General features: G+C 66.3%; 23 protein-coding genes. 12 read left to right on the plus strand and 11 right to left on the minus strand.

The window, feature by feature from the left end; genetic code table 11:
* Positions 1–339 precede the first annotated feature (339 nt).
* On the minus strand, positions 340–921 hold the full coding sequence (phaP, locus tag U5809_RS28085; RefSeq protein WP_176049660.1) for a TIGR01841 family phasin: 582 nt from the start codon (positions 919–921) through the stop codon (positions 340–342).
* Between the two features lie 284 nt (positions 922–1,205).
* Here phaP and U5809_RS28090 point away from each other — a divergent pair, with 284 nt between their 5' ends.
* Positions 1,206–1,391 (plus strand): hypothetical protein, encoded by a 186-nt coding sequence (locus tag U5809_RS28090; protein WP_322088935.1) that lies wholly within the window; start codon positions 1,206–1,208, stop codon positions 1,389–1,391.
* A gap of 32 nt (positions 1,392–1,423) precedes the next feature.
* Here the strand turns inward: U5809_RS28090 and U5809_RS28095 are convergent, their stop codons facing one another.
* The 5 genes from U5809_RS28095 to U5809_RS28115 form a co-directional block, all read right to left on the minus strand.
* Positions 1,424–2,188 (minus strand): ParA family protein, encoded by a 765-nt coding sequence (locus U5809_RS28095; RefSeq protein ID WP_322088936.1) that lies wholly within the window; start codon positions 2,186–2,188, stop codon positions 1,424–1,426.
* Between the two features lie 101 nt (positions 2,189–2,289).
* On the minus strand, positions 2,290–2,913 hold the full coding sequence (locus tag U5809_RS28100; RefSeq protein WP_322088937.1) for a DNA-3-methyladenine glycosylase: 624 nt from the start codon (positions 2,911–2,913) through the stop codon (positions 2,290–2,292).
* Positions 2,900–3,430 carry a G/U mismatch-specific DNA glycosylase gene (mug, locus tag U5809_RS28105; RefSeq protein WP_322088938.1) on the minus strand — a complete coding sequence of 177 codons (531 nt, stop codon included), beginning with the start codon at positions 3,428–3,430 and terminating at the stop codon, positions 2,900–2,902. Before mug ends, U5809_RS28100 begins: the two co-directional genes overlap by 14 nt.
* 129 nt (positions 3,431–3,559) lie before the next feature.
* The gene (locus U5809_RS28110) at positions 3,560–4,111 is read right to left on the minus strand and encodes a single-stranded DNA-binding protein (RefSeq protein ID WP_322088939.1); all 552 of its coding nucleotides are present in this window, start codon (positions 4,109–4,111) and stop codon (positions 3,560–3,562) included.
* 100 nt (positions 4,112–4,211) lie between these two features.
* Complete coding sequence (locus U5809_RS28115; protein ID WP_048025666.1) at positions 4,212–5,399, minus strand: MFS transporter; 1,188 nt, start codon at positions 5,397–5,399, stop codon at positions 4,212–4,214.
* Positions 5,400–5,664: 265 nt separating this feature from the next.
* Between U5809_RS28115 and uvrA the strand changes: the two genes are divergently transcribed.
* Complete coding sequence (gene uvrA, locus U5809_RS28120) at positions 5,665–8,550, plus strand: excinuclease ABC subunit UvrA (RefSeq protein ID WP_176049655.1); 2,886 nt, start codon at positions 5,665–5,667, stop codon at positions 8,548–8,550.
* A gap of 247 nt (positions 8,551–8,797) precedes the next feature.
* Positions 8,798–9,883 carry an AI-2E family transporter gene (locus U5809_RS28125; RefSeq protein ID WP_176049654.1) on the plus strand — a complete coding sequence of 362 codons (1,086 nt, stop codon included), beginning with the start codon at positions 8,798–8,800 and terminating at the stop codon, positions 9,881–9,883.
* A 91-nt stretch (positions 9,884–9,974) separates the two neighbouring features.
* Here the strand turns inward: U5809_RS28125 and purU are convergent, their stop codons facing one another.
* The 5 genes from purU to U5809_RS28150 all read right to left on the minus strand — a co-directional run bounded on the left by purU (position 9,975) and on the right by U5809_RS28150 (position 15,100).
* Entirely contained in the window at positions 9,975–10,859 is an 885-nt protein-coding gene (gene purU, locus U5809_RS28130) for a formyltetrahydrofolate deformylase (RefSeq protein WP_282505990.1), read from the minus strand.
* A 56-nt stretch (positions 10,860–10,915) separates the two neighbouring features.
* Complete coding sequence (locus tag U5809_RS28135) at positions 10,916–11,782, minus strand: NUDIX hydrolase (RefSeq protein WP_322088940.1); 867 nt, start codon at positions 11,780–11,782, stop codon at positions 10,916–10,918.
* Positions 11,783–11,787: 5 nt separating this feature from the next.
* Positions 11,788–12,402 (minus strand): LysE family translocator, encoded by a 615-nt coding sequence (locus tag U5809_RS28140; RefSeq protein WP_176049651.1) that lies wholly within the window; start codon positions 12,400–12,402, stop codon positions 11,788–11,790.
* Between the two features lie 42 nt (positions 12,403–12,444).
* Complete coding sequence (locus U5809_RS28145; protein WP_282505992.1) at positions 12,445–13,011, minus strand: adenine phosphoribosyltransferase; 567 nt, start codon at positions 13,009–13,011, stop codon at positions 12,445–12,447.
* A gap of 82 nt (positions 13,012–13,093) precedes the next feature.
* Positions 13,094–15,100: a monovalent cation:proton antiporter family protein gene (locus U5809_RS28150; RefSeq protein WP_176049649.1), complete on the minus strand. Its 2,007-nt coding sequence runs from the start codon at positions 15,098–15,100 to the stop codon at positions 13,094–13,096.
* A gap of 125 nt (positions 15,101–15,225) precedes the next feature.
* Here U5809_RS28150 and kdsD point away from each other — a divergent pair, with 125 nt between their 5' ends.
* The 9 genes from kdsD (at position 15,226) to hprK (ending at position 22,822) form a co-directional block, all read left to right on the plus strand.
* Positions 15,226–16,209, plus strand: a complete 984-nt coding sequence (gene kdsD / locus U5809_RS28155) for an arabinose 5-phosphate isomerase KdsD (protein WP_282505994.1) — start codon at positions 15,226–15,228, stop codon at positions 16,207–16,209.
* Entirely contained in the window at positions 16,209–16,745 is a 537-nt protein-coding gene (locus tag U5809_RS28160; protein ID WP_322088941.1) for an HAD family hydrolase, read from the plus strand. The genes kdsD and U5809_RS28160 overlap by 1 nt, the downstream gene beginning before the upstream one ends.
* Positions 16,746–16,748: 3 nt before the next feature.
* The gene (lptC, locus tag U5809_RS28165) at positions 16,749–17,363 is read left to right on the plus strand and encodes an LPS export ABC transporter periplasmic protein LptC (RefSeq protein WP_176049646.1); all 615 of its coding nucleotides are present in this window, start codon (positions 16,749–16,751) and stop codon (positions 17,361–17,363) included.
* A 20-nt stretch (positions 17,364–17,383) separates the two neighbouring features.
* Positions 17,384–18,049 carry a lipopolysaccharide transport periplasmic protein LptA gene (lptA, locus tag U5809_RS28170; RefSeq protein ID WP_322088942.1) on the plus strand — a complete coding sequence of 222 codons (666 nt, stop codon included), beginning with the start codon at positions 17,384–17,386 and terminating at the stop codon, positions 18,047–18,049.
* The gene (lptB, locus tag U5809_RS28175) at positions 18,046–18,822 is read left to right on the plus strand and encodes an LPS export ABC transporter ATP-binding protein (protein ID WP_059233172.1); all 777 of its coding nucleotides are present in this window, start codon (positions 18,046–18,048) and stop codon (positions 18,820–18,822) included. The genes lptA and lptB overlap by 4 nt, the downstream gene beginning before the upstream one ends.
* 170 nt (positions 18,823–18,992) lie before the next feature.
* Complete coding sequence (locus U5809_RS28180) at positions 18,993–20,498, plus strand: RNA polymerase factor sigma-54 (RefSeq protein WP_282505996.1); 1,506 nt, start codon at positions 18,993–18,995, stop codon at positions 20,496–20,498.
* A gap of 157 nt (positions 20,499–20,655) precedes the next feature.
* Entirely contained in the window at positions 20,656–21,015 is a 360-nt protein-coding gene (hpf, locus tag U5809_RS28185) for a ribosome hibernation-promoting factor, HPF/YfiA family (protein ID WP_006477786.1), read from the plus strand.
* Positions 21,016–21,211: 196 nt separating this feature from the next.
* Positions 21,212–21,724, plus strand: coding sequence for a PTS sugar transporter subunit IIA (locus U5809_RS28190; protein ID WP_034195643.1), 513 nt, complete (start codon positions 21,212–21,214; stop codon positions 21,722–21,724).
* 129 nt (positions 21,725–21,853) lie between these two features.
* Positions 21,854–22,822 carry an HPr(Ser) kinase/phosphatase gene (hprK, locus tag U5809_RS28195; protein WP_011353227.1) on the plus strand — a complete coding sequence of 323 codons (969 nt, stop codon included), beginning with the start codon at positions 21,854–21,856 and terminating at the stop codon, positions 22,820–22,822.
* Positions 22,823–22,894: the final 72 nt, after the last annotated feature.

Here is a 22,894-nt window from a genome sequence, read left to right on the forward strand (position 1 = left end):
TCTTCGCAAGCGAGCCGCCGAATTTGCCGACCGCGGTCCGCGCGGCCGATACGATCACTACGTCCGTCATGTTCAATTCCTGCTTCGAAATCAGTTCGTCGTTCCGACGCCGGCACGCGCCGGCTGCAACGGGCGATGGCGCACGTCGGGCCATCCGGCGCGATCACGGTCGCACGCCGCCATACGGCGGACAACGCTCGCGCACACCGGCGGCACACCGGCACGGGCGCCTTGCGGCGAACCGGACGGCCGCCGGACACCGCGTAGCACACACGGCGTCCGGCGCCACCCGGCGCCGATCAAGCGGGTCGCGCTTGCACGCGACACGCTGTCATGCAGTTACGCAGCCGATTCGCGCGCAGCCGCGTCCTTGCGTGCGGCGGCAGCCGTCTGCTTGGCGCCGCGCGTGGCCGTTTCGCTGACCGCGTCGAAACCGCTCTGTGCGGCTTCGATCGCCTGACCCGTCGCTGCACGCACGGAGTCGGCCGCGGCCGTCGCCGCGGACAGCGCCGAATTCAGCGCGGCCACGACCGGCGCCGAGCCGGCCGGCGCGTGCTTCGACAGTTCGCCGAGCGCGTCCTTCAGGCGCTTGTCGTTCTGTTCGTACTGCGCCTGCGCGACCTTCGCCCATTCGGATTGCGTCGACACCGCGATGTCGAACAGATGGCGGCCGTACGACACGACCTTGCCGGCTGCTTCCTGCGGTGCGGCGATCTGCTGCGCAAAGCCCGCGGCCGGATTGCTGCTGTTGAACGCGTTCTTCAGCTTGTCCTCGTACTCTTCGAGCGCCGTCCGGGCCGCCTGCAGGTTGAGTTCGACGACAGCCTCGAAACCGTGGATCGCCGGACGGGCAATCGCAAACCACGCGGCGATACCGGACTGATAATCGGCGCTGAGTTTTTCGGGGGCAAATACGGACATCGGGCACGCTCCTGTTAGCAATGCGAGAGACGACATAAAGAAAAATGGAAGCTCGACCAGCCACCGCTTCCTTATTGACAACCCGTCACTTATTTGAGTGCGGGAAGTTGAAGGAGGCCATTCTAGATCGATTAATTGTCAATTAAATGGCATTAATACTAGGTGCAAACCCTTATTATCGCTTCCGACAGCCGCTGGAACCTTCGGCCCGCCGACATCGCAGAGAGGATCCCGCAGGGTTCGGTCCCGCAATGCCTTTTTACCTTTTTACAGGATAGCGCATCGTGACGTCGCGCAATATTTACCAATCCATTATTCCGTTTATTAGAAAACCGGCGCACATTGAAAATGGAGCAGTCACTTATGTAATCGTTTTTTCTGGATTTAATATGAAATCGTTTCCGGGATTATTAATGACGGAATCAATGATCGGACGAATTGCGGGTCGCAATGAAAATACGGCCGCATGAAGCGGCCGCGGTCGACACGGGAAAGCGCGCAATCAGCCGGCCAGTTCGCGATGCAGTGCGCGGAATTCCTGCGCGAGCTTGTGCCCCGGCTCGAGATGGATCACCGGCATCGACTGCTGATGCGATTCGCGAATCTTCACCGACGCCGACAGCCTCGACGCAAGCACCGGCAGCCCTTCATCGACGAGCTCGTCGACCAGCCGTTGCGGCAGGCTCGCGCGCGGCTGGAACTGGTTGATGACGATCCCTTCCACCTCGAGCGCCGCGTTGTGGTCCTGCTGGATTTCCTTCACGTTCTCGAGCAGCGTGTACAGCGCGCGGCGCGAGAAATCGTCGCAGTCGAACGGGATCAGGCAGCGCTCGACCGCGATCAGCGCCGAGCGCGTATAGAAATTCAGCGCGGGCGGCGTGTCGATGTACACGGCGTCGTAGGTGTCGAGCTCGTTCAGCGCGTCGCGCAGCTTGTAGATCTTGTAGCGCGATTCGAGCTTGCCGTGCAGCGTGTCGAGATCCGGATGCGCGGGCATCACGTCGAGCCCTTCGAACGGGGTCGGATGGATGAACGACGCGACGTCGACCGGACGGAAGTTGAAGGTCAGCGCGGTTTCGAAGAAACCGGCAACGCCCGGTTGCGCGTCGGCCGCGGCATCGCCGAGCAGGTAGCGCGTGGAGTTCGCCTGCGCATCGAGGTCGATGACGAGCGTGCGCAGCCCTTCGCTCGGACTGATCGCCGCCAGGTTGCAGACGATCGTCGACTTGCCCACGCCGCCCTTCTGGTTGAATACGACCCGCCGCATGGTGTCCCCTCGATCGAACGTCGAAAGGATCAGCTTAGCCGGTCAATCATGGCGGCCGCGTGACGCAGGTCGAATTGCGTGCGACTTGTGGACGGCGCACGTCAAATGCGCGGCAGCGCGCCCGAAACGTGCTGGTTGCCCGGCACGCACCACCGCCACGGGAATTCCGTGCCGACACGAATGCCGATGCGCGGCCCGCTCGTCGGATCCATGGGCGGCGCCGTGCCGTCGTCGACGATCGCGAACCCTCCACGCGCATCGACCAGGTCGACGCCATCCTGCGCGCCGCCGATCCCCATCGCCTGGGTCAGCCGCGCCGGCCCGCGGCACAAGTCGCGATCGCGCGTCTGCGGTGGCCGCGCCGCGCGCATTCGCTCGAGCCCGTGCAGCGGCTCCAGCGCGCGGATCAGCACACCGGTGCCTGTGCCGTCGGGGCCGCACACGCAGTTGCAGCACCAGTGCATGCCGTACGTGAAATAGACGTACAGATGCCCCGACGGCCCGAACATCGTCGCGTTGCGCGGCGTCCGGCCGCGATAGGTATGCGCGGCCGGATCGATCGCACCGGCATACGCCTCCACTTCGACGATGCGGCCGGCGCGGCCGTCCGCCGCCGCGAGGATCTTGTTGAGCAGTTGCGGGGCGACGTCGGTGGCCGTGCGGTCAAAGAACGCGCGCGGCAACACCGTGCCCGGCCAGAGCGGCGCGGTCTTATTGCGTCGCATGCTGCCCGGCCGTCGATGCAGCCAGAAAAAGCTGACGGTATGCATCGACCAGTTCATTGAGACCGAACGCGAGATTTCGTCCGCTCGGATTGGGGAGCACCCCGACACTCGCGCCCTGCATGCGGGCCGGCTGCAGCCCCCACTGGACTTCGCGCTGCCCCGACAGCGCCGAGTACGCGGCCTTGCCGAGAAAGGCGATGAAGCGCGGCCGGTAACGCACGATCTTCTGCTCGAACGCGGCGGCCGCGGCAACGAATTCCGCGCGCGAGAGTTGGTCGGCACTTGCCGTCGGCCGCGTCACGACCGCCGTCAGACCGCAGCCGTACTGGAGGATCGTGCGATCGTCCTGCGGCGCGATTTCCGTCGGCGTGAAGCCGGCGAGATGGATCACGCGCCAGAAGCGGTTGCTTCTGCCCGCGAAGTGATGCCCGGTCACGGCCGCGGTCAGGCCGGGATTGATCCCGCAGAACAGCACGCCGAGATGATCGACGATAAGGTCGGGAAGTTCGTCAGCCACGTTTTACCCGGAGTGCGATGTGCAGGAACAGGAACGCCGTAAACGAAGCAAGGCCCGAAGGCCCGGGCCAAGCAAACGGCTTGACTCGGACATTCGGGCCCATCGTGATGCGGGATGCCGACTGGGCGATCAGAACGGGATATCGTCGTCCATCTCGTCGAAGCCGCCGCCGGCCGGTGCGCTCGGACGGCTTTGCGCGCCGCCGCCAGCACCGCCACGCGCCGCGCCGCCGGCACGACCGCCGCCGCCACCGCCGCGTTCCATCTGCTCGCCGCGACCGCCGCCGCCGCCACCACCGTAGCCGCCGCCGTAACCGCCTTCGTCACCGCCGCCACCGCCGCCCGCACCGCGGCCGCCGAGCATTTGCATCTGTTCGGCCACGATTTCGGTCGAGTAACGATCCTGGCCGTCCTGGCCCTGCCACTTGCGCGTGCGGATGCGGCCTTCGATATAGACCGACGAACCCTTCTTCAGGTATTCGCTGACGATTTCCGCCAGACGGCCGAAGAACGCGACGCGATGCCACTCGGTCATTTCCTTGAAATCGCCGCTTGCCTTGTCCTTGTAGCGGTCGGTCGTCGCGAGACGGATGTTCGCAACCGCGTCGCCGCTCGGCAGGTAACGGACTTCAGGATCGGCGCCGAGATTGCCGACGAGGATGACCTTGTTGACGGATGCCATGTGTTTCTCCAGTAAATTCGATGCCGGGCCGCCGGCGCATATTGCCGGGACGGCCCACCGGGCAAGCCGGCGCGCGGCCGGCGCCTGCCCGAAATGAGGTTCAGGCCTTGCGCGGCGGCGCTTTCATGCTGGCCGCGATTATAAGCCACGCGGCCACGAGCCCCGAACACGTATAGAAGACCGTGTTGGCGCCCCCGTGCTTCAGCAGCCAGCCGCCCACGATGCCGCCGAGCGCGAGCCCGATCGACTGCGTGGTGTTGTAGACGCCCGTGGCCGCGCCCTTGCGCGAACCGGGCGCGAGCTTCGACACGAGCGACGGCTGCGACGCTTCCAGGATGTTGAAACCGAGGAAGTAGACGAAGAGAATCGCCGCCACAATCAGGATGGTATGCGGTGCGCTGCCGAGCAACAATTGACCGATCAGGATAGCCAGAATGCCGCCGAGCAGCACCGGCTTCATCTTGCCCCGTTTTTCCGCGACGATGATCGCCGGGACCATCATCACGAACGCGAGCCCCATCACCGGCAGGTAGACTTTCCAGTGCGCGGCGACCGGCAGCCCGCCGTCGACCAGCAGGCGCGGCACGACGAGGAACAGCGCCGTCTGCGTCGCGTGCAGCACCAGCACGCCGAAGTTCAGGCGCAGCAGCTCGACGTTGTGCAGCACCTCGGCGAACGGCGCGGGCACGTGCACGGGCTTCGCCGCATCGGGCACGATCCACAGCACGACGCCGATCGCGAGGATCGACAACACGCCGACGATCGCGAACAGCCCGCTCATCCCGACCCAGTGGAACACGATCGGCGCGCCGACGATCGCGACCGCGAACGACACGCCGATCGAGCCGCCGACCATCGCCATCGCCTTCGTGCGGTTCTGCTCGGAGGTCAGGTCGGCGATGAACGCGAGCACCGCGGACGACACCGCGCCCATCCCCTGGATCACGCGGCCGACGATGATCCACGTGATGTCGTGCGCGGACGCGGCGACGAAGCTGCCGATCGCGAAGATCACGAGGCCCGTGGCGATCACCGGCTTGCGGCCGAACTTGTCGGACGCCCAGCCGTAGAAGATGTAGAACAGCGACTGCGTGACGCCGTAGGCCCCGAGCGCGAGGCCGACGAGCAGCACGTTGTCGCCGCCCGGGATGGTTTTCGCGTAGACCGAGAACACCGGCATGATCATGAACAGGCCGAGCATGCGCAGCGCGAAGATCGCCGCGAGCGACGTGGTCGCGCGCAGTTCGGGCGCAGTCATGCGGGAAGACGTGGCAGACGGATTGGACATCGGGAATGAATTTCGAATGATCGGAGTGTCCGCCCGGCGGCGGGCGGCGGAAGATCAGGACCGGCGGCCCGGGAGGCCTGGCGGGCGACACGTCGGGGCAGGATGCTGACGGCCCGCGGGCCGCCCGGAACCGTGCGGCGCGACCGCTTTCCCCGGTGCGGGTGTCGCCTTGCTGCCACCTGCTGTAAAGGCTGGGGGCCGTAAACGACGGTCTCGAAAAGCCGTTATAGTAGCAGGTTTGGTTCCCTCCATTTTCGCCAGGTTCATGGAACAGATCCGTATCCGTGGGGCGCGCACCCACAACCTGAAAAACGTCAATCTCGACCTGCCGCGCCACAAGCTGGTCGTGATTACCGGGTTGTCCGGGTCGGGCAAGTCGTCGCTCGCGTTCGACACCCTTTATGCCGAGGGCCAGCGCCGCTACGTCGAAAGCCTGTCCGCGTATGCCCGCCAGTTCCTGCAACTGATGGAGAAACCCGACGTCGACCTGATCGAGGGCCTGTCGCCCGCGATCTCGATCGAACAGAAGGCGACGTCCCACAACCCGCGTTCGACCGTCGGCACGGTCACCGAAATCCACGACTACCTGCGACTTTTGTACGCACGTGTCGGCACGCCTTACTGCCCCGACCATGAGATCCCGCTCGAGGCGCAGAGCGTGTCGCAGATGGTCGACGCGGCGCTCGCGCTGCCCGAGGAAACCAAGCTGATGATCCTCGCGCCCGTCGTCGCCGACCGCAAGGGCGAGCACGCCGAGCTGTTCGAGGACATGCAGGCGCAGGGCTTCGTGCGCTTTCGCGTACGCTCGGGCGGCGGCACCGCGAACGAAGGCGTCGCGAAGATCTACGAAGTCGAGTCGCTGCCGAAGCTGAAGAAGAACGACAAGCACACGATCGACGTCGTCGTCGACCGCCTGAAAGTGCGCCCGGACATGAAGCAGCGGCTCGCCGAATCGTTCGAGACGGCGCTGCGCCTCGCCGACGGCCGCGCGATCGCGCTGGAGATGGACACCGACCGCGAACACCTGTTCAGCTCGAAGTTCGCGTGCCCGATCTGCTCGTACTCGCTGCAGGAGCTCGAGCCGCGCCTGTTCTCGTTCAACAACCCGATGGGCGCGTGCCCGGAATGCGACGGCCTCGGCCAGATCACGTTCTTCGACCCGAAGCGGGTCGTCGCGCACCCGTCGCTGTCGCTCGCCGCCGGCGCCGTGAAGGGCTGGGACCGCCGCAACCAGTTCTACTTCCAGATGCTGCAGAGTCTCGCGGCGTTCTACGAATTCGACATCGACGCCGCGTTCGAGGACCTGCCGGAAAAGATCCGGAAGGTGCTGCTGTTCGGCTCGGGCAAGCAGACGATCCCGTTCTCGTACATCAACGAGCGTGGCCGCACGACGATCCGCGAGCACGTATTCGAGGGGATCATCCCGAACCTCGAGCGCCGCTACCGCGAGACCGATTCGGTCGCGGTACGCGAAGAGCTGTCGAAGTACCAGAACAACCAGCCGTGCCCGTCGTGCGACGGCACGCGCCTGCGCCGCGAGGCGCGCCACGTGCGGATCGGCACCGGCGACTACGCGCGCGGCATCTATGAAATCAGCGGCTGGCCGCTGCGCGATGCGCTCGGCTATTTCGACGGCCTGACGCTCGAAGGCGCGAAGCGCGAGATCGCCGACAAGGTGATCAAGGAAATCGTCGCGCGCCTGACGTTCCTGAACAACGTCGGCCTCGACTACCTGTCGCTCGAGCGCAGCGCCGAGACCCTGTCGGGCGGCGAGGCGCAGCGCATCCGGCTCGCGTCGCAGATCGGCTCGGGCCTGACAGGCGTGATGTACGTGCTCGACGAGCCGTCGATCGGCCTGCACCAGCGCGACAACGACCGCCTGATCGCGACGCTCAAGCATCTGCGCGACCTCGGCAACTCGGTGATCGTCGTCGAGCACGACGAGGACATGATCCGCACGGCCGACTACGTCGTCGACATGGGCCCCGGCGCGGGCGAGCACGGCGGCGTGATCGTGGCTGAAGGCACGCCGAAGCAGGTGCAGTCGAACCCGCAGTCGCTCACCGGCCAGTACCTGCTCGGCAAGCGCACGATCGAGTACCCGGACGAGCGGCTCGCACCCGATCCCGAGCGGATGCTGCGCATCGTCGACGCGTACGGCAACAACCTGAAGCACGTCGATCTCGAGCTGCCGATCGGCTTGCTGACCTGCATCACCGGCGTGTCGGGCTCCGGCAAGTCGACGCTGATCAACGACACGCTGTATCACGCGGTCGCGCGCCACCTGTACGGCTCGTCGGCCGAGCCGGCGCCGCACGAGGCGATCGAGGGCCTCGAGCACTTCGACAAGGTGATCAACGTCGACCAGTCGCCGATCGGCCGCACGCCGCGCTCGAACCCGGCCACCTACACGGGCCTGTTCACGCCGATCCGCGAGCTGTTCTCGGGTGTGCCGACCTCGAAGGAGCGCGGCTACGATCCGGGCCGCTTCTCGTTCAACGTGAAGGGCGGCCGCTGCGAATCGTGCCAGGGCGACGGCGTGCTGAAGGTCGAGATGCACTTCCTGCCGGACGTCTACGTGCCGTGCGACGTGTGCCACGGCAAGCGCTACAACCGCGAAACGCTCGAAGTGCAGTACAAGGGCAAGAACATCAGCGAAGTGCTCGACATGACGGTCGAGCACGCGTACGAGTTCTTCAGCGCGGTGCCGGTCATCGCGCGCAAGCTGAAGACACTGCTCGACGTCGGCCTCGGCTACATCCGCCTCGGCCAGTCGGCCACGACGCTGTCGGGCGGCGAGGCGCAGCGCGTGAAACTGTCGCTGGAGCTGTCGAAGCGCGATACCGGCCGCACGCTGTACATCCTCGACGAGCCGACCACCGGCCTGCACTTCCACGACATCGCGCTACTGCTCGAAGTGATCCACCGGCTGCGCGACCAGGGCAACACGGTCGTGATCATCGAGCACAACCTCGACGTGATCAAGACAGCCGACTGGGTGATCGACCTCGGCCCCGAAGGCGGCGCCGGCGGCGGCCAGATCATCGCGCAGGGCACGCCCGAGCAGGTCGCGAAGACGAAGGCGAGCTTCACCGGCAAGTACCTCGCGCCGCTGCTCAAGCGCACGGCCCGCAAGGTCGCGGCCGGCTGACGGCCGCCGCCTTCCCGCGCGCGGCCGCCCGGCCGCGCGCGCCCCTCCTTCGCGCCGCGCAACCGGCCTCCCCTCGTTTTCCCTTCTGCGTTTACACCATGCGCCAAACGGCCCCATTGCGGACCATAATGGCAGCTATACTTTACGGTCGTAAGGTTCTCCGTACGCACCAATCCGGTGCGGCGCCGGGCGAACACGGCTCTGCCGCGCATTCCGCGGCATGACACACGAACGACAGGAATCCACGATGGAGAAGCAACCAGACTCGTCGCGCGATGCGCAGAATCGCGAACCGCACCTGCGCAGCGTGCGACTGACGAGCGACTTCAGCCTGCCGAAGCTGTCGGCGCTCGAGATCGGCAGCTACCTGTTCGCGATCCTCGCCATGTGGCTCGTGATCGAGCTCAAGCTGCTCGGCGGCCTGCTGGCCGGCCTGCTCGTCTACCAGCTGATCCACACGATCGCCCCCGTGATCGAACGCCACACCACGAGCATGCGCGCGCGCTGGGTCGCCGTCGTGCTGCTGTCGATCGCGATCGTCGGCGCGCTGACGAGCCTGACGATCGGCATCATCGAACACTTCGAGCGCACGGTGCCGAACCTGCAGAGCCTGCTCGACCAGCTGATGCAGATCGTCGAGCAAACCCGCGCGCGCACGCCGGCCTGGATCGCGAACCTGCTGCCCGTCGACGTCGAGCAGATGAAGACGAAGGCCGCCGTGCTGATGCACTCGCACATGGACCAGCTCCAGCAGAGCGGCAAGAGCGTCGCGCGCGGCTTCGGCCACATCCTGTTCGGGATGATCATCGGCGCGATGATCGCGATCGGCGTCGAGCACGGCAAGGTGCGCCGGCCGCTGTCGACCGCGCTGGTCACGCGCGTGTCGCGCTTCGCCGACGCATTCCGCCGGATCGTGTTCGCACAGATCAAGATCTCCGCGATCAACGCGGTGTTCACCGGCATCTACCTGCTCGTCGCGCTGCCGATCTTCCACCAGCGGCTGCCGCTGTCGAAAACGCTCGTGCTCGTCACGTTCATCGTCGGCCTGCTGCCCGTGATCGGCAACCTGATCTCGAACACGCTGATCGTCGCCGTGTCGCTGTCGGTCAGCATGGGCACCGCAATCGCGTCGCTCGCATTCCTCGTGATCATCCACAAGCTCGAATACTTCCTGAACGCGAAGATCATCGGCGGCCAGATCGAGTCGCGCGCGTGGGAGCTGCTGCTCGCGATGCTGATCATGGAAGCCGCGTTCGGGCTGCCCGGCGTGATCGCCGCGCCGATCTTCTATGCGTACCTGAAGCGCGAGCTGTACCTGCTGCGGCTGATCTGAAGACGCCCGCGCGCCCAGGCTCGAGCAACAAAAAACGCCGCACTCCGTAAAGGGTGCGGCGTTTTTGCTGGTACGGGCCCGCGCCGGTCAATCAGCGGAACACGACCGTCTTCGTCCCGTTCAGCACGATCCGGTGCTCGACGTGCCACTTCACCGCGCGTGCGAGCGTCACGCACTCGACGTCGCGGCCGATCGCGGTCAGCTGGTCGGGCGTCATGCTGTGGTCGACGCGCTCGACTTCCTGCTCGATGATCGGGCCTTCGTCGAGATCGGTCGTCACGTAGTGCGCGGTCGCGCCGATCAGCTTCACACCGCGGTCGAACGCCTGGTAGTAAGGTTTCGCGCCCTTGAAGCTCGGCAGGAACGAATGGTGGATGTTGATCGCACGCCCGGCGAGCTGCTCGCACATGTTCGGCGACAGGATCTGCATGTAGCGCGCGAGCACGACGAGATCGGCCTGGTGCTCGTCGATCACTTCCAGCACGCGCGCTTCCTGCGCGGCCTTCGCGGCATCGGTCGAACCGCCGATCAGCGGAAAGTGATGGAACGGGATGTTGTAGCTCGCGGCGAGCTGGTAGAACTCCTTGTGGTTCGACACGATCGCCGGGATCTCGATCGGCAGCTGGCCGGTGCGATAGCGGAACAGCAGGTCGTTCAGGCAATGGCCGATCTTCGACACCATGATCACGACGCGCGGCTTCACGGCCGCGTCGTGCAGTTCCCAGCGCATCGAGAACTGCTCGGCGAGCGGTGCGAACTCCTTGCGCAGCGTGTCGAGCGCCGTCGCGGCATCCGTGCCGTCGCCGTCCTGCTCGAAGTGCACGCGCATGAAGAACTCGCTGGTGCGGCTGTCGCCGAACTGCGCCGAATCGAGGATGTTGTTGCTGCGGTCGAACAGGAAGCCCGAGACCGCGTGGACGATGCCGTGCCGGTCGGGGCACGACAGTTTCAAGATAAAGCTGTGATCGGTCGGCATGACCGCTACTCCCTTTGTTTCCGTATTCGTCAAATTGCCCGTTCGCCGCGCCTGCGTCACGCGGCCGGGGCGAACAGCGCGTCGATGCCGGCCGCGTCGGCCGCCAGAATCCAGCCGTGGCGCAGCAGCGTATCGAGCGTCGCGAGGCTCGCGTCCATCGTCGCGCGGCCTTCGCGCAGCCAGCCGATCACCTCGGGCACGCCGGCCAGCAGGTGCTCGGCCACTTCGCCATCCTGGTTGCGCGGCGCGAAGTCGTTCGGCAGCGGCAGGTCGTACACGAAAATCAGTTCGGACTGCGTGCCTTCCGGCAGCGAGTTCAGCACCTGCACCGCGCGGCCCGCGATCGCGCGCGCGGCCAGTTCGGGCGGAATGCCGGCTTCTTCCCAGCACTCCTTTGCGAGCGTCTCGTGAACACCCAGGCCCCAGCCGATACCGCCCGCGACGACATTGTCGAGCATGCCGGGGTCGGTGGCCTTGGTCTCGCTGCGGCGGCCGAGCCACATCTGCGGCACCGCCGCAGCGCGCGGCTCGCCCGGCGCAACCGCATATTCTACGATGCCGTTCACGTGCACCGCATAGGTCTGCGTGCCGAAGAAGCGCGACGCGGCGCGCTCGATGTACGCGAGCGGCGGATCGTCGAAGCGGTTGCGGATCGCGTAGATCTCGTCGCGCCAGCCGGGAATCGCGCCTTCGGCCGCGAGCGCGCCGATCGCGCTTGCCAGCGCCATGCTGCGCGCGTCGACCGAGTCGTAGCGCGCCGACAGCACGACACGCTCGTCGGACAACTCGAACACGTCGGGCCAGCGCGCGAGCTTCGCGACGTCCTGGCGGCGCACCCAACCGACCGCCTGGCCGGCGATCTCGAAACGCAGGTGCGCGGCCGGGTCGAAACGGCGCGCGGCCGCGATACACGGAAACGTCATCGCGATCAGTCCTTCAGCGCGACGCGGATGCCGATCGCGATGAACGTCGCGCCGGCGATCCGGTCGAGCCACACGCCGGCCTTCGGGCGGCGCTTCAGCCATGCGCCGATCATGCCCGCGCCGACGCCGAACAGCGAGAAGACCACGGCCGTCTGCAGCATGAACAGCGCGCCGAGTTCGAACATCTGCAGCGTCACGCCCTGGGCGCCATGCGGATCGACGAACTGCGGCAGGAACACGACGAAGAACAGCGTGACCTTCGGGTTCATCAGGTTGCCGATCACGCTCTGCCGGAAGATCGTGCCGAGCGGCTGCGGCGGGCGCGCATGCGCGTTCGCGAGGCCCTGGCTGCGCAGCGCCTTGATACCGATCCACACGAGATAGGCCGCACCCGCGAGCTTCAGGATCTGGAACGCGACCGGCGACGAACGCAGCACGGCCGCGACGCCGAGCGCCGCGAGCGTCGTGTGGAACAGGATCCCGGCGGTGAAGCCGAGCGCGGCGACAAAGCCGGCCGCGCGGCCCTGCGAGATGCCGCGCGCGAGCACCTGCAGGTTGTCGGGACCGGGCGCGAACGTGATCGCGATCGACGTGGCGAGAAACAGCATGAAGTTGGGCATCGGTGACCTCGCTGTATGACGGACGCTAACGCTGGCCTGCGCTCAGTGGCCGCCGAATTCGGTAACGGTATAGACGGGCAGGCCCGCGTTGCGCAGCAGCGCCGAGCCGCCGAGATCGGGCAGGTCGATGATCGCCGCGCCTTCGACGACCACCGCGCCGAGCCGCTGCAGCAGGTTGCGTCCCGCCATCATCGTGCCGCCGGTCGCGATCAGGTCGTCCATGATGATCACGCGGTCGCCGGGGCGGCACGCGTCTTCGTGGATCTCGACCGTCGCGCTGCCGTATTCGAGGTCGTACGATTCCGAGCGCGTCTTGTACGGCAGCTTGCCGACCTTGCGGATCGGCACGAAGCCGACGCTCAGTTCGTACGCGACGATCGGCGCGATGATGAAGCCGCGCGCGTCGAGGCCCGCGACATAGTCGAGCTTCGCATCGACATAGCGTTCGACGAACAGGTCGACGAGGATGCGCAGCGCCTTCGGGCTCTGCAGCAGCGTCGTAATGTCGCGGAACTGCACGCCCGGCTGCGGCCAGTCGGGCACCGTGCGGATCTGGCTGTGGATGAAGGCGACCGGATCGAGCGGTGCGCCCGACGACGAATGCGGCATGAAACTCTCCGAAAAAAACGGTGCGCGAAGATCGGGCACCGTTTCGAATAAATACGGGTCAGGTTATCAAACCAAGCGCGGCTCAGGCGGCCGCGGCCGGCGGATCGCGCCGATGGCGGGACAACCGCTCCTCCGCGAGCGCGAGCGCCTCGGGCAGCCCGCGCAGCACCACGATGTCGCTCGCGCGCAGCTTGGTCTGCGGATCGGGTTCGACGCCGCGGATGCCGTGCCGGCGGATCGCCGTGACTTCCAGCCCGAGCGCATACAGCCCGAGTTCTTCCAGCGAACGCCCGACCGCGTCCGCGCGCGCATCGACCGGCACCGATTGTAGCCGCACCTGCTCGTGGTCGTCGTCGTCCGCGTCGTCCGCACCGCGGAAATAGCCGCGCAGCAGGCTGTAACGCTCGTCGCGCATTTCCTCGACGCGCCGCACGACCTTGCGCATCGGCACGCCGACCAGCACCAGCGTGTGCGACGCGAGCATCAGGCTGCCCTCGACGATCTCCGGAATCACCTCGGTCGCGCCGGCCGCGAGCAGCTTCTCGAGATCGGCATCGTCGACGGTACGCACGATCGCCGGCAGAGTCGGCTCGAGCTCGTGCACGTGGTGCAGCACGCGCAGCGCCGACGGCGTGTTCGCATAGGTGATCGCAACGGCGGCCGCGCGGTGGATACCGGCCGCGAGCAGCGATTCGCGGCGCGCCGCGTCGCCGAACACGACCGATTCGCCGGCCGTCGCGGCCGCGCTCACGCGATCGGGATCGAGGTCGAGCGCGACGTACGAAATGCCTTCCTGTTCGAGCATCCGTGCCAGGTTCTGCCCCGCACGGCCGTAGCCGCAGATGATCACGTGGCCGCGCTGCTTCAGGCTTTGCGTCGCGATCCGCGTCATCTGCAGCGACTGCTGCATCCATTCCGTCGACGACAGCCGCATCACGATCCGGTCGGCGTTCTGGATCAGGAACGGCGCGGCGAGCATCGACAGCAGCATCGACGCGAGGATCGCCTGCAGCAGCGTCGAATCGACGAGATGCCGGTCGAGGATCAGGTTCAGCAGCACGAAGCCGAATTCGCCGGCCTGCGCGAGGCCGATACCGGTGCGCATCGCGACGCCCGGCGTCGCGCCGAACAGCCGCGCGAGCCCCGCGATCATCGTCCCCTTGAACAGGATCTGGCCGACGAAGAAGCCCAGCACGAGCAACGGATGCTCCCAGATCACGCGCGGATCCAGCAGCATCCCCGTCGTCACGAAGAACAGGCCGAGCAGCACGTCGCGGAACGGCTTGATGTCCTCTTCCACCTGATGGCGGAACGGCGTCTCGGAGATGAGCATCCCCGCGATGAACGCGCCGAGCGCGAGCGACAGGCCGAAGCGGTCGGTGATGAACGCGGCGCCGAGCGTGACGAGCAGCAGGTTCAGCACGAACAATTCCTGCGAGCGGCGCCGCGCGACGACGTTGAGCCAGCGCGTCATGAAGCGCTGGCCGATGACCAGCAGCAGCGTGAGTGCGATCACGATCTTCACGGCCGCGAAGCCGAGCGTGATCGCGAGGTCCTTCGACGATTCGGCGCCGAACGCGGCGATCACGATCAGCAGCGGCACCACCGCGAGATCCTGGAACAGCAGCACGCCGAAGATGTTGCGACCGTGCTCGGTCTCGATCTCGAGCCGCTCGGCGAGCATCTTCGACACGATCGCCGTCGACGACATCGCGAGCGCGCCGCCGAGCGCGATGCTGCCCTGCCACGTGATGTGCACCCAGTGCTCGAACACCATGCCGAGCACGAGCGCGAGCACGAGCGTCGCGACCACCTGCAGCAACCCGAGCCCGAACACGAGCCGCTGCATCGCCCTCAGCTTCGCGAGCGAGAATTCGAGGCCGATCGAAAACATCAGGAACACCACGCCGAACTCAGCGAGGTGCTCGGCCCGTTCGAGATCCGCGGCGATACCGAACGAATGCGGGCCGACCAGGATGCCGACGGTCAGATAGCCGAGCATCGGCGGCAGGTTCAACGAGCGGAATACGACGACGCCCACCACCGAGGCCAGCAGCAGCAGCAGGGTCATTTCGAGCGGGGAAATCACAGGCGAAGCGTCCTCGTTCGTCGGGGCCACGGCAATGCGGGCGCGGGTGGTGGCGGTGGACAGGCGACATCGGACGAGACCGAAGGCCCGGCGCGGCGAACAAACGCCTTTGCTATACTCCGCGCATGATAGCGAAAATCAATGATGACCGGGCGCTCGCGCTCGCCCGCGACGTGCTCGACATCGAGGCGGACGCCGTGCGCGCGCTGCGCGACCAGCTCGACGGCGGCTTCGTCCAGGCCGTCGCGCTGCTGCTCGGCTGCCGCGGCCGCGTGGTGGTGTCCGGCATCGGCAAATCAGGGCATATCGCCCGCAAGATCGCAGCCACACTGGCCAGCACCGGTACGCCGGCGTTCTTCGTCCACCCCGCCGAGGCCAGCCACGGCGACCTCGGGATGGTCACCTCCGACGACGTCTTCATCGGCATCTCCTATTCCGGCGAATCGGAAGAGCTCGTCGCGATCCTGCCGCTCGTGAAGCGGATCGGCGCGAAGCTGATCGCGATCACGGGCCGCGCGGAGTCGAGCCTCGGCACGCTCGCCGACGTGAACCTGAACGCCGCGGTGTCGAAGGAAGCGTGCCCACTGAACCTCGCGCCCACCGCGAGCACGACCGCCGCGCTCGCGCTCGGCGATGCGCTTGCCGTCGCCGTGCTCGACGCGCGCGGCTTCGGTTCGGAAGATTTCGCGCGCTCGCACCCGGGCGGCGCGCTCGGCCGGCGCCTGCTCACCTACGTGCGCGACGTGATGCGCTCGGGCGACGACGTCCCGTCCGTCGGGCTCGACGCGACGCTGTCGGACGCGCTGTTCCAGATCACCGCCAAGCGCCTCGGCATGACGGCCGTGGTCGACGCCGGCGGCAAGGTCGTCGGCATCTTCACGGACGGCGACCTGCGCCGCGTGCTCGCGCGCGACGGCGATTTCCGCACGCTGTCGATCACCGACGTGATGACGCGCGACCCGCGCACGATCGCACCGGATCATCTCGCGGTCGAAGCCGTGGAACTGATGGAGCGCCACCGGATCAACCAGATGCTCGTGGTCGATGCCGACGGCGCGCTGATCGGCGCGCTGAACATGCACGACCTGTTTTCGAAGAAGGTGATCTAATGAGCGCAGCGCTGACTGCGGCCGAACGCGCGAGCCGCGTGAAGCTCATGATTTTCGACGTCGACGGCGTGCTGACCGACGGCGGCCTGTTGTTTACCGCGACCGGCGACACGATGAAGTCGTTCAACTCGCTCGACGGCCACGGTGTGAAGCTGCTCGGCGAAGCCGGCATCGCGACCGCGATCATCACGGGCCGCCGCTCGGATATCGTCGCGGCGCGCGCGAAGGAAATGAAGATCGCGCACCTGTTCCAGGGCGTCGAGAACAAGCTCACCGTGTTCGCCGACCTGATCGCGTCGCTCGGCCTCACCGCCGACGCGTGCGGCTACATGGGCGACGACTGGCCCGACCTGCCCGTGATGCTGCGTTGCGGCTTCGCGACGGCCCCCGCGAACGCGCACCCCGAGGTGATCGCCCGCGCGCACTGGGTGGCCGAGGCCCGCGGCGGCCAGGGCGCCGTGCGCGAAGTCTGCGACGCGATCCTGCGCGCGCAGCGCCGCTACGACGCGCTGCTCGCAGCGGCCTGCGGAGCCTGACGGATGAATACGCATTTCCGCTGGACCCAGCTGCTGCCGCTCGTCGCGGTCGCCGCGCTCGCGGGCATCACGTGGTGGCTGCTGCAGGCCACGCTGCCGCCGCCCGGCGAGGGCATCGTGCAGCCGAAGCGCCACACGCCCGACTATTTCGCGGACAACTTCTCGGTCACCGAGCTCGACCAGTCCGGCACGACCCAGTACCGGCTGACGGCCGCGAAGCTGATCCATTACGAAGACACTGAAAACAGCGACCTGACCGATCCGGCCATGCGCGCGTTCCAGCCCGGCAAACCGGTCGTGACGACCACCGCGAAGCGCGGCACCGTCAACGGCGACGTGTCGATCGTCGATTTGTACGACAATGCGCGCATCCTCCGTGCGGCCGGCGGCGGCGATCCGCAGATGCAGGCTGATTCCCAGCATTTCCGGATCTTCGTCAATGACGATGTGATCCAGACCGAAAAGCCGGTTAAACTTCAGCGCGGCCTGTCGCTCGTCAACGCGACCGACGGCATGAAGTACAACAACGTCACCCGGGTCATCGAGCTTTACGGCAACGTGCGCGGCACGATCGCCGCCGCGGACACGTCCGGCGGCTCGAAAGGTCAACCCAAGTGACGCATCCCTCACGTGACTGCATGAACGAACCGTTCCCTCGACAGATTTCCGGCGGCGCTGCGCGCGCCGTCCGCGCCGCGCTCGCCGCGACGCTCGTGGCGCTCCCGCTGATCGGGCTGGCGCCGCTCGCCCATGCCGAGAAGGCCGACCAGAGCAAGCCGATCAACGTCGAGGCCGACAACCTGACCTATGACGACCTGAAGCAGGTCACGGTCGCGACCGGCAACGTCGTGATCACGAAGGGCACGATCATCATCAAGGGCGATCGCGTCGAAGTGCGCCAGGACCCGGAAGGCTATCAGTACGCAACGTCGTTCGGCAGCAGCAAGAAGCACGCGACGTTCCGCCAGAAGCGCGAAGGCCTCGACGAATACATCGACGGCGACGGCGAGCGCATCGACTACGACGGCAAGCAGGACCTGACCACGCTGACGACCGCCGCGACCGTACGCCGCCTGCAGGGCTCGTCGACTGTCGCCGATACCGTGCACGGCAGCGTGATCACGTACGACGGCCAGCGTGACTTCTATACCGCGAAGGGCGGCAAGGACGTCGCCGCGCCGGGCAACCCGAACGGCCGCGTGCGCGCGATGCTGTCGCCGAAGAACGGCGGCCCCGCGCCGCTGAACGGCGCGCCGGCAAAGCTGTCGCCGTCGACCACGATCCAGGGAGCGCCGGGCCAATGAACGCGCTACCGAACCGCCAGCCGGCCGGCACCACGAGCTCGCTCGTCGTCCGCAACCTGAAGAAGCGCTACGGCTCGCGCACGGTCGTCAAGGACGTGTCGCTCGACGTGAAGAGCGGCGAAGTCGTCGGCCTGCTCGGCCCGAACGGCGCCGGCAAGACCACGTCGTTCTACATGATCGTCGGCCTCGTGCCGCTCGACGCGGGCGAGATCTCGCTGAACGGCAGCTCGATCAGCCTGCTGCCGATTCACAAGCGCGCGTCGCTCGGCCTGTCGTACCTGCCGCAGGAAGCGTCAGTGTTCCGCAAGCTGACCGTCGAGGAAAACATCCGCGCGGTGCTCGAGCTGCAGTACGGCGAAGACGGCAAGCGGCTGTCGAAGGACGCGATCTCGTCGCGCACCGAGGCACTGCTCGACGAACTGCAGATCGGCCACCTCCGCGAGAATCCCGCGCTGTCGCTGTCGGGCGGTGAACGACGCCGCGTCGAAATCGCGCGCGCGCTCGCAACCAACCCGAACTTCATCCTGCTCGACGAACCGTTCGCCGGTGTCGACCCGATCGCGGTGCTCGAGATCCAGAAGATCGTCAAGTTCCTGAAGCAGCGCAACATCGGCGTGCTGATCACCGATCACAACGTCCGCGAAACGCTCGGCATCTGCGATCACGCGTACATCATCAGCGACGGCTCGGTGCTCGCCGCCGGCGCACCGAGCGAAATCATCGAAAACGAAAGCGTGCGCCGCGTGTACCTCGGCGAACACTTCCGCATGTAACGCTCCCTCGTGGCTGGCTGCCCCCGCCCGGCATCGCCGCGCGGGGCGGCTCCCCGCTTTGCAACCATGCCCGCGGCCATGCCTGCGGCCGGGCCGCGCGCCGCGCGTAATCGCGGATGGCTCAATGCGCCTGGGTCGTGGCAAACTGCCGGTATGACTCCCTCCTTGCCATGAAAGCCAGCCTTCAACTCCGCCTGTCGCAACATCTGGCGCTGACGCCGCAGCTGCAGCAGTCGATCCGGCTCCTGCAGTTGTCGACGCTCGAATTGCAGCAGGAAGTCGCGATGGCCGTCGCGCAGAACCCGCTGCTCGAGAACGACGACGAATGGATCGCGAGCCCGCTGCGCGTCGCGGCGGACGGATCGCTGATCGCGCAGACGCCGCCCGCGCAGAACACCGAGCCGGCCTCGTCTAACGGTAGCAGCACGTCCAGCGATCGTACCGAGCGCGACGAGCGAGGCGGCGCCGACGATTACGACGGTTATGGGTCCGGCGACGGCAACGACGGCCCGCAATGGAATCTCGACGAGTTCGGCCGCGCGAGCGGCGCGTCCGACGACGACGATCTCCCACCGCTGCAGGTGCAGGAAGCCGCGACGTCGCTGCGCGACCACCTGTCCGCGCAGTTGCGCGTCACGCAGGCCGGCCCGCGCGATCGTGCGCTCGTGATGTTCCTGATCGAATCGCTCGACGACGACGGCTACCTGACCGCGACGCTCGACGAAGTACTCACCGACCTGCCGCCCGAGCTGGAAATCGACTGCGACGAACTGAACGCGGCGCTCGCGCTGCTGCACAGCTTCGACCCGGCCGGCGTCGGCGCGCGCTCGGCGTCCGAATGCCTGAAGCTGCAGCTGCTGCGCCTCGATCCGTCCCCGACACGCACGCTCGCGCTCGAGATCGTGTCGCAGCATCTCGAACTGCTCGCCGCCCGCGATTTCACACGGTTGCGCAAGCACCTGAAGGCAAGCGACGACGCGCTGCGCGACGCGCATGCGCTGATCCGCTCGCTGGAGCCGTTCCCCGGCGCCGCGTACGGCAAGGCCGAGGCCGACTACGTCGTGCCCGACATCATCGTGAAGAAGGCCGGCCAGGGATGGCTCGCGGAGCTCAATCCGGAGGTCGTGCCGCGCCTGCGGATCAACAACCTGTACGCGAACATCCTGCGCAACAGCCGCGGGGATCCGTCGGCCGGTTCGCTGAAGCAACAGCTCCAGGAAGCGCGCTGGCTGATCAAGAATATTCAGCAACGATTCGACACGATCCTGCGTGTCGCGCAGGCTATTGTCGAGCGTCAGAAGAACTTCTTTGCGCACGGTGAAATTGCCATGCGCCCCTTGGTTTTGCGGGAAATAGCTGATACGCTGGGCCTACACGAGTCGACTGTCAGCCGTGTGACAACCGGGAAGTACATGCTGACCCCGTTCGGGACGCTTGAATTTAAGTACTTCTTCGGATCTCACGTCTCGACCGACACCGGTGGCGCCGCTTCGTCGACCGCCATCCGAGCCCTGATCAAGCAACTGATAGGAGCTGAAGACCCAAAATCGCCACTTTCGGATAGCCGCATTGCCGAGCTGCTGGCAGAACAGGGGTTCGTGGTCGCGCGCCGCACGGTTGCGAAATATCGCGAAGCCCTCAAGATCCCGGCCGTCAATCTGCGAAAGTCTCTTTAGGCCTGCTGCCTGCCCGGCGGCAGGCGTGTTCCGGCCACCGCGCACACGGGGAACAGGCCGGGCGACCTGTCAGCGATACGCCGCCGCGTGCGGCAGGGCAAGTCGACCGGAGCGCCGCCTCGATGCGGCCGGGTGGTCACTCGCTTGGAGAAGCACTATGAACCTGAAGATCAGTGGACATCATCTCGAAGTCACGCCTGCAATTCGCGAATACGTGATCACCAAGCTGGACCGGGTGCTACGGCATAGCGATCAGGTGATCGATGGCACTGTGATCCTCTCGGTCGACAATCACAAGGAAAAGGACAAGCAGCAGCGCGCGGAAATCAACCTGCACCTGAAGGGCAAGGACATCTTCGTCGAAAGCGCGAACGGCAACCTGTACGCTGCGATCGATTTGCTGATCGACAAGCTGGATCGCCAGGTCGTCAAGCACATGGAGCGCCTGCAAACGCACGCGCACGACCCGATCAAGCTTCAACCGTCGATCGACCAGATCGAACTGCCGCCGCAATAACCTTCACTGCAACACGCACGCCGCCCGGTTCGCCGGGCGTTTTTTTTTGCGACTCCGCGCGATGATGCAACCGGTCCGACCGTGCCGCGCCACGCACGCGGCTGTGCTCTATAATGTTTCGGTTATCGCCGGGGGGCGTTGGGTGCGGTAGCTGCGTAGCAGGTTGCCGATGCCACATGCCTTGATATCACCGAACATGGAAAATCAGTCTGCCGCAGCAAGGAGACCCCAGGCCGCCCAATCGCCTGCCAACATGAATCGCCTAGCCAAAATCCTGCCCATAGAGAACGTCGTCATCGACCTCTCAGTCACCAGCAAGAAACGCGTCTTCGAACAAGCCGGGCTGATGTTCGAGAATCAGAACGGCATCGCCCGCAGCACCGTCACGGACAACCTGTTCGCGCGGGAGCGCCTCGGTTCGACCGGGCTCGGCGAAGGGGTCGCGATTCCGCACGGTCGCATCAAGGGTCTCAAGCACCCGCTCGCCGCGTTCGTCCGCCTCGCCGATGCCATCCCGTTCGAAGCGCCCGACGGCCAGCCGGTCGGCCTCCTGATCTTCCTGCTCGTCCCCGAGCAAGCCACCCAGCAGCACCTCGAGATCCTGTCGGAAATCGCGCAACTGCTATCCGATCGCGACGCGCGCGAGCGTCTGCACAACGAAACGGATATCGCCGAGTTGCATCGTCTGCTCACTCAGTGGCAACCTTGAGTTGATCCGGGCGGAATTTTTTCCGGTACGAGGCGGCACATGCCGCCGTCCAGGGCCGCCCGGCGCCGGCTCGGCATGGCGACGCCCGTCGCCGCGCGCATGCACCGGCTCATTGGAGTGACGAGAGTCATGGATACGTCCAGCATCAACGCCCAGAGCATCTTCGACGACAACGCGGCCACGCTGAAACTGAGCTGGCTGACGGGGCATGAAGGCTGGGAGCGCGGCTTTTCCGCCGACACCGTCGGCAATGCGACGTCGAGCGCCGACCTCGTCGGCCACCTGAACCTGATCCACCCGAACCGGATCCAGGTGCTCGGCGAAGCCGAGATCGACTACTACCAGCGGCAGACCGACGAAGACCGCTCGCGCCACATGGCCGAGCTGATCGCGCTCGAACCGCCGTTCCTGGTCGTCGCCGGCGGCGCCGCGGCCCCGCCCGAACTCGTGCTGCGCTGCACGCGCTCGTCCACCCCGCTGTTCACGACGCCGATGTCGGCCGCCGCGGTGATCGACAGCCTGCGGCTCTACATGTCGCGCATCCTCGCGCCGCGCGCGACGCTGCACGGCGTGTTCATCGACATCCTCGGGATGGGCGTGCTGCTGACCGGCGACTCGGGCCTCGGCAAGAGCGAACTCGGCCTCGAACTGATCAGCCGCGGCCACGGCCTCGTCGCCGACGACGCGGTCGATTTCGTCCGACTTGGCCCCGATTTCGTCGAAGGGCGCTGCCCGCCGCTGCTGCAGAACCTGCTCGAAGTGCGCGGCCTCGGCCTGCTCGACATCAAGACGATCTTCGGTGAAACCGCCGTACGGCGGAAAATGAAGCTGAAGCTGATCGTCCAGCTGGTACGGCGCCCCGACGGCGAATTCCAGCGCCTGCCGCTCGAAAGCCAGACCGTCGACGTGCTCGGCTTGCCGATCAGCAAGGTCACGATCCAGGTCGCGGCCGGCCGCAACCTGGCGGTGCTGGTCGAGGCGGCCGTCCGGAACACGATCCTGCAGTTGCGCGGAATCGACACGTTGCGCGATTTCATGGATCGGCAACGACTCGCGATGCAAGATCCCGACAGTCAGTTCCCCGGCAAACTGGTGTAACCCGCACGCGCCGGCCGCGCAACGCCGACGCGTCGAGCCGGTGCTATGATGAAACGTCAGGATTCTCTGCTT

Origin of the sequence: Burkholderia sp. BCC1999 (genome assembly GCF_905339975.1) — a bacterium.
Classification (GTDB): domain Bacteria; phylum Pseudomonadota; class Gammaproteobacteria; order Burkholderiales; family Burkholderiaceae; genus Burkholderia.